The sequence below is a fragment of the Streptomyces sp. NPDC034670 genome, from assembly GCF_055574875.1.
In genome coordinates this window covers 1-14,892 of record NZ_JBVITR010000054.1, presented here as the reverse complement: position 1 = coordinate 14,892, position 14,892 = coordinate 1, and the positions used below count along the sequence as shown (strand labels likewise).

Here is a 14,892-nt window from a genome sequence, read left to right as displayed (position 1 = left end):
CGCTTTGCCGACCGGGCGCGGTGTGCCAACGTGGGGCGGCATGGACGGTGATCACGAGAGGGACGCGGCGCTGGCGCGAGCAGTGCGGCTGCGGGAACAGGGCCGGGCCGGGCAGGCCCGGGAGCAACTGGTGGAGCTGGCCGAGCGGTATCCGGAGGACGCCGTCATCGCCTATCAGACCGGCTGGGTGCACGATGTCCTCGGCCTGGAGGCCGAGGCCGTCCCGTTCTACGAGCGGGCCCTGAGCGGTGCGGGACTGTCTCCGGAAGAACGTCACGGTGCCTTCCTCGGGCTGGGAAGCACCCACCGGGTCCTGGGCTCCTACGGGACGGCTGTGCGGACCCTGCGGCAGGGGCTCGAGGAGTTCCCTGACGATCCGGCGCTGCAGACCTTCCTGGCCATGGCGCTGTACAACGACGGTGAGGGCCGCGAGGCGGTGCGGCTGCTGCTGAAGACGTTGGCCGCCACCAGCAGCGACCGCCGGGTGCAGGGCTACCGGCGGGCGATCGAGTACTACGCCGACGATCTCGACGGCGTGCAGCAGACGAACGAAGAGCCGCACTAGGCGATCAATCCCGAGGGGCCGGGCGGCGGGCGGAGGGTCCCTCGGCTTGTTCCTCAAGAATTCTGCCGCCCCCGGGCGCCGGGGGCGGCCATGGTCCAGCCGCGGTTGTCAGATCCCTCGGTACGGTCGGCGCGTGAGAGCCACGGGAACTTTCACCGGCAAGGCGTTCGTCCCGACTGGCCTGAAGTTCGAGCCCGCTGTGTCCACCGGGCTGCCGGGTCCATGGCCCAGGGACGGGTCCGTGACCGTGGACGAGAGGGACTTGCTCAAGCGGTCCGGTGACCCGGAGCCGGGGCAGCCGTGACCTGGCCGCGCTCGCTCGCGGAGACGGCGACGTCTCGAGGCCCGGTTCACCGCCCTGCTTCCGGGAAGCCATGTCCGGGCGGACCACCGGCTCGACGCCGGGGCACGCCGGGGCGAGCGCACCACTCAGCACGAGTTGACGCCCCAGGCGGTCACCGGGCACACGTCGCCTGCTGCGGCACTAGGAACGCGTCGCCTTCGCGCACTCGTCCCCGGAGGACCCGCTCCGTCCGACCGGTGCACTGCGGTCGTACGGGTCGATCTCCGGGCCGGTCTCGTCCGCCCGGTCGTCCGTGCCGAAGGGCGGGGTGAAGTAGCCCGTGGGGGCGCCGCAGCCGCCGTTGGTCACGTCGTACTTGTACGAGACGATCGAGAACGTGCCCGGCTCCGTGATCACCTTGTCAGGGTCGTCCCAGCTCAGGACCAGCTCGCGCCGGACGATCGTGCGCACGATCTCGTCGTCGCTCCCCGCGCCCGCGCGGGCGACCGGGTAGACGAAGGTGACGTCGGCGGTCACCTGGAGCGCGCCGCGCTCACCCTCCCGGTAGGTGAGCCGGCCCCGGGTCTTCACCACATCGCCGACCAGGCGGGTGCGGGAGGGCTGGAAGCGGCTGAAGAGGAGGAGGGGGTCGTTGCTTTCGCCCGGGGTTCGGAAAGCGGTTCTCAGGAGGTCCTGGACGTCCTTCTGGTGCGGGTTGATCAGTGCGATCGCCTTCTCGGGACGCTCACCCCGCAGTACCCCGCGGTCCAGGCTGGACGCGACGAGGAAGTCTCGGCTGCGGGCGAGGGCCTGTTCCACCTCGGCCGTGCTCATCCAGCCGACCGCACCGGCCTCGGGCACGGTGATCCCCGCCGCCCCGTTCGCCCAGCGCGCCGCCGGCGAGCCGCGGAACGGCTCGTCGGCAGTGGGACGTCGGGCCGCCTCCGCCGGAGGTGCCTGGGCCGGACGGGCGGTCTCGGCCGCCAGCGGCGCGGAGTCGGAATCGTCGCCGGCGAAGAAGTCCACCGTCCGCCCCGGCTCGAGCGCCACCACCAGCAGCACCAACGAGGCCAGCAGCCCGACCGCGTACCAGCCCGTGCGCCGCTTGGGCCGCGCGGGCGTGTGACTGCGCCAGCCCTCCGGGCCGCGGTCGGGCTCCGCGCGCAGCCGCTTCGCCACGTCGCGGGCCCGCGCGGACGGCTCCTCGGGCGCGTCGGCGGCACCCGCCACCGACTCGCGCAGAAACCGCTCCCACTCCTCGTCGGACCTGGACGAACCGTCCGGCTCCGTACCCGCCCCCATCCTCAACTCCTCGTCAGGACACCGGGCCCACTGCCCCGGACGCGTCCGCATGATGGCACGGAGCGCTGACAGCGGGGCCGGCCGGGCGACGGTGCGGGCGTGCCACCCTTGATCACTCCGCCGGTCAACCGCGGGAAGTGGACCGCGGCACGTCCCCGCCCTCCTCGCACCGGGGCGATGACTTCGCTCCGGAGCAGGAGTCTCCTTCGAAAACGCCCCTCTGCCGGACGTGCACTGCTCGGCCGGGAGCAACGCAGACCACGATCCTCGACAGGAGTCCAGCCCGCATGACTGATCCGGCACCGACCGCGGACCGCAATCGCGAGACCGGGGTCTGGCCCTCGATCCGCGCCGAGCGAGCGGCGCTGGCGGCCGATCTCACGAACCTGACGGACGAGCAGTGGGCCACGCCCTCGCTCTGCGCCGGTCTGACGGTGCGTGAGGTGCTGGCGCACCTGACCGCGGGTGCCAGCCTCAACGCCGTGAGCTGGCTGGCGGGGGTGATCCGCTGCCGGTTCGACTTCGACGAGCAGGTGGCCGTGCGGCTGGCCGAGCAGCTCGGCGCGACCCCGGGCGAGACCCTGGAACGCTTCCGGCGCATCGTCCCGAGCACGACCAAGCCCCCCTTGCCCGCCATCGCCATGCTGGGCGAGACGATCGTGCACGGGGAGGAGATCCGGCGCCCGCTGGGGATCCGCCGCGACTATCCGATCGAGGTCGTCACGGAGACGGCCGAGTACTACCGGGGCTCGGACCTCGTGGTCGTCGCCAAGGGACGCGTCGGTGGGCTGAGACTCGTAGCGGACGACGGGCCGTTCACGACCGGTTCCGGACCCCTCGTCTCCGGCCCCACCGTGGCCCTGATGATGGCCATGACCGGACGCGCGGCCTACTGCGACGACCTCGAGGGCGACGGTGTGGAACTCCTGCGCGGTCGCTGCGGGGCGGCGTGACACGGCACCGTGGCGTCCCGCCCGGCTCCGGCGGCTCCGGGGCACGGGCGACGAGCCGGGGGAGTCCACCTCCTCATCGGCGGGCGGCGGACACCTCCCGAGCGGCGCGCGCACCCGCGCACCCGGCCGACCGGCGCCCGGCTCGTGGCGGCGCCCGGCTGGTGGCGGCGGCCGGGGCGGTGCCGCGGTCCCGGCACGGTCCCGGTGCCGTGCGCGGGTGGTCTCAGCGTCGTTCGTATCCCCGCAGGAAGGCGCGCACCCCGGAGGCGATCAGCTCGTCCCGCTCCTCCTCCGGCATGGGCAGGATTCCCTGATAGGTGCGGTCACTGATCACACCGCCGGTCAACTGCAGGAAGTGGACCGCGGCGCGCTCCGGATCCGGGGCGTCGAGCAGTCCTTCCCCGGCCAGTTCGCGGAAGCGGGCGGCCACCTCCTTGAGGGCACGGTCGGGGCCGGCGGCGCGCCACGTGTCCAGGAAGTCCTGGGGGATGTGGCCGACCTCGGCCCGCAGCTGCCGGACGACGGCGAAGTGGTCGCGGTACCGGTACATCGGTGAGATCCAGGCGTGCGCGAAGCCGATGAGGTCGGCCTCCAGGTCCGTGACCTTGTGGAGCCGCCGGTCGATGGCGTCGAGGTGGGACCGCACGACCTCCTCCGAACCCTCCACGACGACCACGCGGAAGAGTTGTGCCTTCCCCTCCGGGAAGTGGTTGTAGATCGTGCGGGTGGAGACCCCGGCCTCCTTGGCGATGGCGTCCATGCCGGCACGGGTGTAGCCGTCGCGCCCGAAGACGCGGCGCGCTCCCCGCACGATCGCCTGCCGCTTCTCCGTCAGCCCTTGTCTCACGCGTCCTGCCCCTTCCTGTCGCCAGTCACGGTATCCAGACCAGGAGCATTACAACGTCCGTTGCACTCATTGCCATGGGCGTTGTACTTTCTCGGCATGACGAACCCACCAGCCTCCTCTCCTCACCCGAACGCCTCCCTCACGGCCGGTGCCCCGGTGGGCGATCCCTTGGCCAACACCCCCCTGCGCGTCACCGTTCTGACCGGCTCGACCCGCGAGGGTCGCTTCGCCCCCATCGTCACCGACTGGTTCCTGCGGTTCGCCGCCCAGCGCGACGACTTCGAGTGGGACCCCGTCGACCTGGCCGAGCACCCCCTGCCCGACGTCGCCTCCTCCGAGCCCCATCCCGAGGCCGCCGGGGTCGCGGAGCGTCTGGCGGCGGCCGACGCCTTCGTCGTGATCACCCCCGAGTACAACCACAGCTTCCCCGCACCCCTGAAGAACGCCATCGACCTGCACTACACGCAGTGGCAGGCCAAGCCGGTCGGTTTCGTCTCCTACGGAGGGCTGGCCGGTGGCCTGCGCGCGGTCGAGCAGCTGCGGCTGGTCTTCGCCGAACTGCACGCCGTCACGGTGCGCGACACGGTGAGCTTCCACAACGCGTGGGAGAGCTTCGCCGAGGACGGCTCACTGCTGCGGCCCGAAGTACCCGAAGGGGCGGGCAAGGCGATGCTGGACCAGCTGAGCTGGTGGGGGCGGACGCTGCGGGCCGGGCGCGCCCGCTCCCCGTACGCGGAACGATGAGCACCACCCTGCCGGCGCGGGCCGGGGGAGGCGGGGGACCGTCCCTGCCCGCCGTTCCCCGGCACGTCCTGGCCCTCGCGGGCGTCGTGGTGCTCGGTTCGTTCATGACGGTGCTCGACATGACCATCGTCAACGTCGCCCTGGACCACCTGTCGCGTGCCTTCGACGCGCCCCTGTCCGTCGTCCAGTGGACGGTGACCGGCTACTCGCTGGCACTGGCGACCGTCATCCCGGTCACCGCGTGGGCGGTGGGCCGGTACGGCAGCAAGCGGGTCTTCCTCGTCGCCGTCGCGCTCTTCACGCTCGGCTCGGGGCTCACCGGCCTCGCCTGGAACGCGGGCTCGCTGATCGCGTTCCGCGTGGTGCAGGGACTCGGCGGCGGCATGATCGTGCCGGTCGCGATGACGGTCGTCCTGCGCGCCGCCCCGCCGGAACGCAAGGGCACGATGATGGGCGTCCTCGGCATCCCCGTCCTGATCGGCCCCATGGCGGGTCCGGTCCTCGGCGGTGTCTTCACCGACGCACTGTCCTGGCGCTGGATCTTCTTCGTCAATGTCCCGGTCGGCGCTCTCACCCTGCTGCTCGGGGCCCGGGTCCTGCGCGACGACGGCGAGCGGACCGGCCGCCCGCTGGATCTGGCCGGACTGCTGACGCTCTCCCCGGGCCTGGCCGCTCTGCTGTACGGGCTGACGCTGGGCGGTGAACGCGGCGGCTTCGGCACCGCAGGGGTCATCGTCCCGGTCGTCGCCGGTACGGTGCTGGTGGCCGCCTTCGCGGTGCGGGCGCTGCGGGCGCACCAGCCCCTGCTCGACCTGCGGCTGCTGCGGAGAGCGTCGGTCGGCCGCGCGGTGGCGACCATGATGCCGTTCTCGGCCGCGTACTTCGGTTCGATGATGCTCGTACCGCTGTACTGGCAGCAGGAGCGCGGTCTGTCCGCCACACAGGCCGGGCTGCTGATGGTCCCCCAGTTCCTGTGCAGCGGCACCGTGATGCAGGTCGCCAGCCGGATCTCGGACCGCGTGGCACCGCGCGCGATCGTCGTCCCCGGCGTGCTGGTCGCCGTCGCGGGCTTCCTCGCCTTCGCCGTCCAGGCCGGCCCCGACGCCCCGTACTGGCGCCTGGTCGCCTCCCTCGCCGTGATGGGCACCGGGGTCGGCATGACGAACATGCCCGTCATGGCCTCCGCCACGCGCGGCCTCGCGGACACCGAGGTCGCCGCCGGCAGCACGGCGCTGAACATCATCTCCCAGGTGGCCGCGTCCGTCGGCACGGCGCTGACGGCCCTGCTGCTGACGGCGACGGACGGGTTCCGTACGACGCTGCTGTGCGGGGCGGGCCTGATGGCGCTGGCGCTACCGATGGCGATGCGCCTGCCGAAGCACCGGCCGTGAACACGAAGGCCGGGGACGCGAACGCCGGGTCGGCTGGACGACTGTCCAGCCGGCCCGGCGGTGGCCTGTCCGACGGCAGCCCGGCACCTGGGGCACCCCGGACATCGAAACCCTCCGGGGCCCGGGCCCGGGCCCACGAGCGAGGAAGACGAAGCCCGGTCAGCCCTTGAGGAATTCCACGACCTGCGGGGCGATCTTCTTCGGTGCCATGACGACCGCGCCGTGGTTGAGGCCGGGCAGGGTGCGGTGGTCGGCCTGCGGGAGGACCTCGGTGACGGCGCGGGCGGCGCGCTGGAAGGCGGCGGGGCTCTTGCCGCCGGTCAGCACCCGGACGGGCATGCCCGCGCCCTTCCACTCGGCGGCGTCGAGCGGCCTGCCCTGCTGGGTGTCGCCCATGACCGCGATGTCGTAGGGCAGTGTGGGGGCCAGCCCGACGAGGTTGCGCCACACCTTCGGCATCAGCTTCATGAAGAAGACCGCCGCGCCGGGCATGCCCTGCACCTTCGTCATGAAGTACTTGACCGCGTCGCTCCCGCGTCCCTGCGCGAGCAGCGTCTCCACCTGCCGGGCCAGGTCCCGGGGCGGGCCCTCGTCGCCGTCGGCGACGACGAAGGGCGGCTCGTACAGGGCCAGGCGGTCGATGTCCAGGCCGGCGTTCGCGGCGCGCAGGGCGAGGACCGCGCCGGAGGAGGAGCCGAACAGGGACGCCCGGCCGTCGGCGTGCTCGATCAGGGCGGCGATGTCCTCGATCTCGCGGTCGACGGCGTAGGAGGCGGCGTCGCCGCTGGCGCCGCGGCCGCGCCGGTCGTAGTTGATCACGGTGAAGTGCTCGGCGAGGAGCGCGGCGAGCTTGGCGGTGTCGGAGCGGTCGGCCAGGGCCGAGGCCACCAGGACCACGGCCGGCCCGCTGCCCGACTTCTCGAAGGCGATCTCGGTGCCGTCGGCGGAGACGACGCGGGCGCCGGCCTCGGCCGTCTGCCTTCGGGTCGCTGACATGTCCTTCTCTCCCGTTCGCATGGGGGGCGGGCCGTACTGCTATGACGCGTGCTGCTGCCGTTGAGACCCCCGCGGGGCGGAAAACTCATCGGAGCACCGGGGGCCGGGAGGTGCAGCGACGGAACACCCGCGAGACGGACGCCGTGAAGACCAGGGCTCCAACACCCAGGAAAATCACGGAGCCGGGGAAAGGAGTCTCCTCGCGGGGCCTGGGCCGACCCGCCCGTCCCCCCGGACCGGTGGGCGTCCTCCGGTGGTCACCCCTTCCCCGGCAGGGCCGCCGCAAGTACGCCTCCTTCCCCACCTGATGCCGTCCGGGGTGACCCCCGTGGGCCGGGCGGCGTGGTACCAGGGGCCTTCGCCGGCCCCTGGACCCCGCTGGCCCCGTCACTTCCCGGCGCGCGCCCGTTTCGTCGGTGCCGGGGTCCGTGCGCGCCGGGAAGCGACGGGGTCGTGCGTGCCGGCCGTCCGCGCCCGTCGCGGTGGGACGCGGGACGGGCCCGGATCGCCCCCGGCGGGCCGGACCGGGTCGACGGGGGGTGGCCGGGCGGGGGAGGGGGCACAGGAAGGGTTCGACCCCGTGAAAGGCCCACCGGGACAAGGAGCGTGACGAACCTTCACCGAGTTCCGCGGTCGCCCGGTCACCCGGACGGCGCGCTGCTGGACTACATAAGAGAGCGATTCCGCCATAAGTCCTGTGACCTGCGGAGATGACCGATCGGACCACGACCGTACGATCTGGCACCCAGATCGTACGGTCGTGGAGCACGATCGGTGGATCCGAGTGCCCGGTTCCTGGGGTCTTGGCACTGCGGTCACAGGAACCGCCACCACGTCCCAGGGAACCGGGTGCCACTGTTCTGGAACAGCACCAGATTGACGTGAGGTACATGAGGAAAGGGGGAGTGGGACTTCGGCCGCCGGGCCCCGGCTCATGACCGGAGGAACAAGGGACACGGACGACAGGCTGAGCAGATTGACTCCCTGCACATGTGCGTTAGGTTCATGTGGTCGACTGGAGAGCCGTGGGCAACGCGCTGCGCATCGATACTTACGGGGGACCCCTTGGGAGCAGCACGCAGATTGGTGGATGCCGACACCGGTGAGGCCGTCCCCTACGTGCCGTACGCCTTCTCCGGGCGGCACACCCAGGTGGACAAGGCACGCGTCGAAGCGATCACCGTGAGCAAGGCGTTCACGCCCAGCCAGAAGTTCCTCGTCCTGTGGTGGATAGGTGTCTCACCGGAAGGAATGGAGCCGCTGCGGGCCACCGGAGCGGACATCGCCCAGCGCGTGGGCATGTCCGCCGATGCCGTCGGTAAGATCAACAGGAAGCTGGCCAAGCACCGCATCCTGATCGTCAGAGGGCGCATCGGCAACTACAACTTCTACCGCATCAGCCCGTACATCTCCTTCCACGGGACGGGGGCCGAGCAGCGTGAAGCGGTGAAGACCTGCAACCCGCCGGACATCCCGGGATTCGACGACAACACCCCTGCGCGGTGGGAGGTTCAATGACCAGCGACGACAAGCACAGGAACCTGGACCTGCTGCGACGCACGGCGGGCATGACCGCCAACCAGCGCCTGGTGGTCATGCTGTACGCCCTGCATCCCACCGACCGGGCCGGGGCGGTCGTCGAGACCGCGGCCAACCTCGCGGAGCTGGTCGGGATGTCCCCGTCGGTGTTCTCCCGGACCCGCCGGCAGGTCGTCGAGGCCGGGTGGCTGGAGGAGTCCGACCGCCTCGCCCACATCAAGTACTACCGGCTCAGCCCGAAGGCCACCGGCGAGAACGTCGTCGTCGCGCTGCGGCGCGCGACCTGAGGCGTCCCGCCGAACGCACCTCATGTACTTCACGTCAATGAGGTCGGGTTCCTGGGACGCCCTTCCTTCCCGGGCGGTCAATGAGGTGCTCGCGGGCGGGGCGGGCGCGGGGACCGCGTCCTGTGCCCGGCGGCCCCGCCCCGGGCACGGGAGGGGAGTCAGCGTCCGGCGCCGGCCGCGTGGTCGGCGAGCGGGACGCAGCCGCCGGTGGCGATGGGGATCGCGTCGAGGAACTCGGCGGGCAGGTCGAAGGCCTCGACGAGCGTCATCATGTGCGGGGCGAGGCGGGCGACGACCGCCTCCCGCACCTCGGGCAGCCGGCGGACCTGCGCGTCGGACAGGTGTCCGTCGGCCAGCAGGTCGCCCGTGTACGGGGCGATCCTCTGCAGCAGGAACAGCAGGCACATCTGCTCGAGGAGTTCCCGGGTCCGGGGGCCGGCCGCCTGCGCCGCCGCGGCCAGGAAGGCGTCGGCGGCCTGGAGCACGGCGTGGACCGAGACCATCTCCAGGGCGGCCGGGCAGGCGGTGTTCCAGCGGCCCACCGGATCCTTGGACGGCCCCCGGCGCAGGGCGGCGCGGGCGCGTTCCTGCCAGACGGCCTCCACCCGGGCGAGCAGGTCGCGCACGCTCCGCGGGTCGGCCAGCGAGGACGCGCGCGGGGCACCGGGCGCCGCGTCGGCGCCGTCGTGGCCGAAGACCATCTCGGCGGCGGCCTTCACCCAGATGACGAGGTTGTCCCCCTCCGCGGTGATGGTGCCCTCGACGTACTCGGGGAAGTCGGACAGCGCGTTCACCGAGAACAGCCCCTGGGCGCCGCACCGCTCGCGGCACTCGAGGGTGATGTCGCGGGCCTGCCAGGTGATCCATCCCTTGGCGACGGCCACCAGGCGCTCCGCGCCGGCCCTGTCCTCGTCGGTGGGGTCGAGGAAGCGGGAGAGCACCCGACGGTGCAGGAACGTCATGGCGTACACCGTGGCGAGCGAGTGCAGCAGCCTGCCGTGGTGGCTGCGGTGGGCGTTCACCGGTACGCGCTCGCCTGACCTCGGCCCGCTGACCAGGCGGTGGTGACCGTAGCGCACCGCGAGGGCGACGGCGGCCCGGGAGGCGCCGACGGCGGCCGCGCTCATGCACAGCTTGCCCACGGTGACCCGGCCGATCGACCGCAGGAACCGTTTGCGGCGGTTGCCCAGGGTGCTGTGCAGCGTCCCGTCGGCGGACAGCCGGCCGTGCTCCGCCTCCAGCAGGGCCTCGCGCCCCAGGCGCACCCGGTCGAACGAGGTGAGGCAGTGGTCCACGGGGGCGCCCCTGCGCAGGGGCAGCCGGCGCACCCGCACGCCCGGCAGCAGCCCCCGCTCGTCGCTCAGCGGGGTCAGGAACAGGAAGACGCCCTGGTCCCGGCCCTCGATCAGGAGCCGGGCGGCCACCACGGCGCTCTTGGGGCCGCCGGTGGTGCTGGTGTTGGGCATGAACTTCTGCGCGCCCGGGTGCGGTGTGTGCAGGACGAAGCCGCCCGTGTGCGGGTCGAAGGCGGCCGTGGTCTCCAGCGCCGAGGCGTCGTTGCCGTGCTGGAGCTCGGTGCAGAGGAAGGTGCCCGTGCGGCGCAGCGACACGAAGTCGGACAGGTCGCGCCTCTCGCCCCCCTCGTGGTCCAGCAGGCTTCCGAGGAAGAGGTTGTAGTGGATGCTCGCCACCGTGCACAGGCTTCCGCCGCCGTCCACGACGGCCGCCCACTCGTGCAGGCTCGCCAGCAGCGCCGGATCCCGTGCCAGCCCCTCCGCGTCGCCGCCCACGGCGTCGTTGACCAGGCGCAGCCGTTCGTAGGGGAGGGCGATGAGGTCCTCGGGGGACAGGCCCGGGCGGTGGCGGAACGTTTCGTCGCAGATGAGCTTCCGCCAGGGACCGTGCAGGCGAGCCCGGTCGTCACGGTCGAAGAGCAGGTGCGCCAGCTCGCCGGCGACCGTGCCGTGCGGGGTGCGGATCCGGTCACGGGTGAGGTCTTCGATCACCGGTGCGGGATCGCCGGACGGCCGGCCGCCGGGGTCGGCGGTGAGGGTGAGCAGTGCGGGGAACTCCTGGGTTCGCAGCAGGGTCATGGCCCTCTCCAGATCGCAGTCCGAAAGAGTGGGATGCGCCGGGCCAGAAGATACGTACCTACCGGTTTTCTCATCAAGCCCCGTCGGCGAAAAGTGCGCGGTGTTTGATGGTCTTTCATCAGCATTTGGCTTACCCCTCGGCGAGAAAGTGGCAGGGCACTTGTCCATTTGAAGGGCATCGATTCCGCTTAATGCGCGGGCACCGGGGGAGCGTTGACATACCGCCGGGCTGGTTTTACGGTGCAGCTGCGGTGGTCCCGGGGTGCGGAGGTGTTCGGTGGTACTGCAGGAACGGGCGATCAGGACCCGGCAGGCCATCATGGCCGCAGCCGCGGAGGTCTTCGCCGAGGTCGGCTACGAGGCGGCGACGATCGTCGAGATCCTGCGCCGGGCCGGCGTCACCAAGGGGGCCCTGTACTTCCACTTCTCCTCCAAGGAGGAGCTGGCCCAGGCGGTGCTGGCCAATCAGCTCACCGGCATGCCGCCGACCCCACCGCGCGAACTGAAGCTCCAGCAGGGCCTGGACGAGGCGTTCCTCCTCGCCCACCTGCTGCAGCAGGGCGACCCCCTGGTGCGGGGCAGCGTCCGCCTCACCGTGGAACAGGGAGCACCGCGGGACGGACTGGACCGGCGCGTGCCGATGGCGGCGTGGATCGAGCACAACGCCGCCACGCTCTCGGCGGCCAGGGACAACGGCGAGCTGCTGCCCCAGGTCGACGTCGACGCGGCCGCGAAGATGTTCGTCGGCGCGTTCACCGGAGTGCAGGTGCTGTCCAAGGTGATGACCGACCATGCCGATCTGGCGGATCGGGTGGCCGATCTGCAGCGTCACCTGATGGCGAGCGTCGCGGTCCCGGCGGTGCTCGTGCGACTGGACATGGCAGCGGACCGGGGAGAGCGCGTCCACCAGGAGATGAAGGAACTGAGCCGGGCAGCGGAGGCGGCCGGGACCGCGGGCTGACCGGTGGGCGCCCCGGCGTCCCGCGCGGGCGCCGGAGGCGGTGGGAAGCCGGGACCTTCCCCATGGGCACGTCGCAATCGAAGGTGACGCAGGACCTACCCATGGAGCGCACTCATGAACAAGACCGCCTGCCCCTATGCCCTGGACGTGACGGGTCGCGACCTCGCCGGGGAGGCCGCGATGCTGCGGGAGAAGGGGCCCGCGAGCGAGGTGGAACTGCCCGGGGGAGTGACCGCCTGGGCCGTCGTGCGGCAGCGTGACGTCGAACGGCTGCTGACCGATCCGAGAGTCTCCAAGGACGCCCGTCTGCACTGGCCGGCGTTCATCGAGGGGAAGATCACCGAGGACTGGCCGCTGTACCCGTGGGTGGCCAACCGCAACATGCTCTTCTCCTACGGGGAGAGCCACGCCCGACTGCGCCGGCTGGTGGCGGGCGCGTTCACCGCACGCCGCTCCAGGGCCCTGCGGCCCCGGGTGGAGGAGATCTGCGCGGACCTGCTCGGCACCCTGGCCGACCTGCCGCCCGGCGCCACCACCGACCTGCGGACGTCGTTCGCCGAACTGCTGCCGATGCGGGTCATCTGCGAACTGTTCGGCGTTCCGCAGGGCGAGCGGACCGACGCCCTGTGCGCCGCGCTGCACAAGATGTTCAGCACCACGCTGCCCGCGCGGGACATCGCGACGGCGCGTCAGGAAGCCCTGGGGATGCTGGCCGCGCTCGTGGAGGCGAAGCGCCGGCGGCCCGGCGACGACCTGACCTCCTCGCTGATCGAGGCGCGGGACCAGGAGGACCGGCTCACCGAGGAGGAACTGCTCGGCACCCTGTTCCTCGTCATCGCCGGCGGCCAGGACACCACGGCCACCCTCATCACCAACGCCGCGGGCGCCCTGCTGTGCCACCCCGACCAGCTCCGGCACGTCCGCGAGGGGCGCGCCACCTGGGACGACGTCGTCGCGGAGACCATGCGGGCGCACACGCCGGGGGCGTACTCCCCGATGCGGTTCGCCGTGGAGGACATCGACCTCGACGGGGTGACGATCCGGAAGGGGGACCCCATCCTCGTCTCCTTCGCCGCCGGGGGCCTCGACCCCGCGCGCTACGGCGAGGACGCGGACCGCTTCGACGTGCTGCGCACCGACCGCGACACCCTGGGTTTCGGACACGGGCCGCACCGGTGCCTGGGGGCGGAACTGGCCCAGGTGGAGGCCGGCACCGCCCTCTCGGCCCTCTTCGAGTGGTTCCCCGACCTCCGGCTGGCCTGTGCCCCGCAGGAACTCGAGCCCCTGCCGACCTTCCTGATGAACGGACACCGCGCGCTTCCGGTGGTGCTGCGCCCCGGGAGCTGAGCCGTACGGTGCCGCGCCCCGAGGGGTGAGCCGTACGGCGCCCTTCCCGCCCGTCGCCGGGCTCCACCGTCCTACCATGGATGGTGGAGCCCGGCGTTCCGCATGGTGGGACGCGGCCTCCGGCGGCTCCCGGCCCCGGGGCGGGCCTGCAGAGAGCCTCTTGGCAGGGGCATGACAAACCACGCGGACGGTTTGTTAAGATCACCGGATGCCGGGGCCGGGGCACGGCGATCCGTTCCCCGCCGGCGCGCCCGTCCGCCGGCGCCCGCGACCTGATTGGCCGGTCAGGGGGGTGACAGGGGGAAGGGTGGACGGTAAGGCAGTGGATGACGACAGGGGACGGTCCTCGCCGTTGGTATGAAAAATACCCGGCGTGCGGTTTTGTGCGGACTGAGGATGTCCGTACCCGGGGAGGCGTACGAAGCGGTTCCGCTTCTGCGCGGGGTCCCGAGGGAGGGCGTGATGGTCAAACAGGAGCGGGCGGCACAGACGCGGCAGGCACTCATCCGCGCGGCCGCCGAGGCGTTCGCCGACGACGGGTACGCACTGGCTTCCCTGCCCGCCATCAGCAGACGGGCCGGTGTCAGCGCGGGAGCCCTGCACTTCCACTTCGCCAGCAAGGACGCGCTGGCCGGGGAGGTCGAGAGGGCGGCCGTGGCGCACGCCGAGGAACTGGCCCGGCACTGCCGCTCGACGGCCCGGAACTCCCTGCACCTGCTGACGACCATGATGTGCCGCCTGCTGCTCGCCGCCGCCTCCGATCCCGTGGTGCGGGCCGGGTTCCAGCTCAGCGGCGACCCCTCCCGCAAGAAGGGCGCGCAACTCCGGGGCTGGTGGCACTCCTGGGTCCACGACCTGATCGCGCAGGCGCACCGGGACGGCGAACTGGCGCAGGACGTCTCGCCCCGGGCCGCCACCGTCGCCGTCGTCGCGGCCACGGTCGGCCTCGAGGAGCTGGCCGACCGCGAGGACGACTGGCTGACTCCCGAGCGCCTGGAGGAGTTCTGGTCCTTCCTGCTCCCCCGGGTGGCGGCCTCGCCGCCCTCCGCCTCCCCGCACACCACGGCCGCCGGTCCCGGGTGACCCGGGGCCGCCCCGCCCGCGAGCGGCGCTGAAGCGGGACTCGAGCGGCGTGCCCGACGGTGTGGGGGACGCACCGAGGGAGGCGCGATGGGCGACGGCGACCGCGATCAACTCCGCCTGCGGGTCGAGCACGGGCGGGCGGACGAGGCGGAACTGGCCGCGCTCGCCCTCGTGCTGCTCGCGGCGAGGGCCGGGACGCCGGACCGGACGCCCGCGGCCGGCCGGCCGTCCGGCCGGCCCCGGTGGTGGCACGGACTGAAGCCCTACACCGCACCGTCCAGTTGGCGCTGACCGGTCGGCCCGGCGGGCAGGAAGGACCCGAGGAGATGTCGAGGACGACGGCCCCCGCCGCGCACGCCGCACCGGAGGAGCCGGCCGATGCGCGTGGGCGGGTGGCGGAGTTGCGGGGGATCCGCCGGCAGGCGCTGGCCGGGCCGGGGGAGAGGGCGACGGCGGCGCAGCACGCCAAGGGCAAGCTGACCGCGCGGGAGCGGATCGCGC

General features: G+C 72.4%; 14 protein-coding genes and 1 pseudogene. 11 read left to right on the top strand and 4 right to left on the bottom strand.

Annotated features, from left to right (window positions below):
- Window positions 1-40 precede the first annotated feature (40 nt).
- Window positions 41-565, top strand: coding sequence for a tetratricopeptide repeat protein (locus ACZ56B_RS27590; RefSeq protein ID WP_468796204.1), 525 nt, complete (start codon window positions 41-43; stop codon window positions 563-565).
- Between the two features lie 484 nt (window positions 566-1,049).
- Here ACZ56B_RS27590 and ACZ56B_RS27585 read toward each other — a convergent pair whose 3' ends face one another.
- Window positions 1,050-2,150 (bottom strand): hypothetical protein, encoded by a 1,101-nt coding sequence (locus tag ACZ56B_RS27585; protein WP_468796202.1) that lies wholly within the window; start codon window positions 2,148-2,150, stop codon window positions 1,050-1,052.
- Between the two features lie 287 nt (window positions 2,151-2,437).
- On the opposite strand from ACZ56B_RS27585, the gene ACZ56B_RS27580 reads away from it, so the two are divergent.
- Window positions 2,438-3,103: a maleylpyruvate isomerase family mycothiol-dependent enzyme gene (locus ACZ56B_RS27580; protein WP_468796200.1), complete on the top strand. Its 666-nt coding sequence runs from the start codon at window positions 2,438-2,440 to the stop codon at window positions 3,101-3,103.
- A 223-nt stretch (window positions 3,104-3,326) separates the two neighbouring features.
- Here ACZ56B_RS27580 and ACZ56B_RS27575 read toward each other — a convergent pair whose 3' ends face one another.
- Window positions 3,327-3,950 carry a TetR/AcrR family transcriptional regulator gene (locus ACZ56B_RS27575; protein WP_468796198.1) on the bottom strand — a complete coding sequence of 208 codons (624 nt, stop codon included), beginning with the start codon at window positions 3,948-3,950 and terminating at the stop codon, window positions 3,327-3,329.
- 96 nt (window positions 3,951-4,046) lie between these two features.
- Between ACZ56B_RS27575 and ACZ56B_RS27570 the strand changes: the two genes are divergently transcribed.
- Window positions 4,047-4,694: an NADPH-dependent FMN reductase gene (locus ACZ56B_RS27570; protein WP_468796196.1), complete on the top strand. Its 648-nt coding sequence runs from the start codon at window positions 4,047-4,049 to the stop codon at window positions 4,692-4,694.
- Window positions 4,691-6,085, top strand: a complete 1,395-nt coding sequence (locus tag ACZ56B_RS27565; RefSeq protein WP_468796194.1) for a DHA2 family efflux MFS transporter permease subunit — start codon at window positions 4,691-4,693, stop codon at window positions 6,083-6,085. The genes ACZ56B_RS27570 and ACZ56B_RS27565 overlap by 4 nt, the downstream gene beginning before the upstream one ends.
- 159 nt (window positions 6,086-6,244) lie before the next feature.
- Here the strand turns inward: ACZ56B_RS27565 and ACZ56B_RS27560 are convergent, their stop codons facing one another.
- Entirely contained in the window at window positions 6,245-7,081 is an 837-nt protein-coding gene (locus ACZ56B_RS27560) for an alpha/beta fold hydrolase (RefSeq protein ID WP_468796192.1), read from the bottom strand.
- Window positions 7,082-8,146: 1,065 nt separating this feature from the next.
- On the opposite strand from ACZ56B_RS27560, the gene ACZ56B_RS27555 reads away from it, so the two are divergent.
- Both ACZ56B_RS27555 and ACZ56B_RS27550 read left to right on the top strand, forming a co-directional pair.
- Window positions 8,147-8,599, top strand: a complete 453-nt coding sequence (locus ACZ56B_RS27555) for a MarR family transcriptional regulator (RefSeq protein ID WP_081241052.1) — start codon at window positions 8,147-8,149, stop codon at window positions 8,597-8,599.
- Window positions 8,596-8,907 (top strand): cyclic nucleotide-binding domain-containing protein, encoded by a 312-nt coding sequence (locus ACZ56B_RS27550; RefSeq protein WP_468796189.1) that lies wholly within the window; start codon window positions 8,596-8,598, stop codon window positions 8,905-8,907. Before ACZ56B_RS27555 ends, ACZ56B_RS27550 begins: the two co-directional genes overlap by 4 nt.
- A 158-nt stretch (window positions 8,908-9,065) precedes the next feature.
- On the opposite strand, the gene ACZ56B_RS27545 is transcribed toward ACZ56B_RS27550, so the two are convergent.
- Window positions 9,066-11,000, bottom strand: a complete 1,935-nt coding sequence (locus ACZ56B_RS27545) for an acyl-CoA dehydrogenase family protein (RefSeq protein ID WP_468796187.1) — start codon at window positions 10,998-11,000, stop codon at window positions 9,066-9,068.
- Window positions 11,001-11,277: 277 nt separating this feature from the next.
- Here ACZ56B_RS27545 and ACZ56B_RS27540 point away from each other — a divergent pair, with 277 nt between their 5' ends.
- From ACZ56B_RS27540 to ACZ56B_RS27520, 5 genes and pseudogenes are all read left to right on the top strand, one after another.
- Window positions 11,278-11,961, top strand: a complete 684-nt coding sequence (locus ACZ56B_RS27540; protein WP_468796185.1) for a ScbR family autoregulator-binding transcription factor — start codon at window positions 11,278-11,280, stop codon at window positions 11,959-11,961.
- Window positions 11,962-12,075: 114 nt separating this feature from the next.
- Window positions 12,076-13,308, top strand: coding sequence for a cytochrome P450 family protein (locus tag ACZ56B_RS27535; protein ID WP_468796183.1), 1,233 nt, complete (start codon window positions 12,076-12,078; stop codon window positions 13,306-13,308).
- A gap of 462 nt (window positions 13,309-13,770) precedes the next feature.
- On the top strand, window positions 13,771-14,391 hold the full coding sequence (locus ACZ56B_RS27530; protein WP_468796181.1) for a ScbR family autoregulator-binding transcription factor: 621 nt from the start codon (window positions 13,771-13,773) through the stop codon (window positions 14,389-14,391).
- Window positions 14,392-14,478: 87 nt separating this feature from the next.
- Window positions 14,479-14,682 (top strand): acyl-CoA carboxylase epsilon subunit, encoded by a 204-nt coding sequence (locus ACZ56B_RS27525; RefSeq protein WP_468796179.1) that lies wholly within the window; start codon window positions 14,479-14,481, stop codon window positions 14,680-14,682.
- A gap of 35 nt (window positions 14,683-14,717) precedes the next feature.
- Window positions 14,718-14,892, top strand: a pseudogene (locus tag ACZ56B_RS27520) (methylmalonyl-CoA carboxyltransferase); the annotation flags it as partial.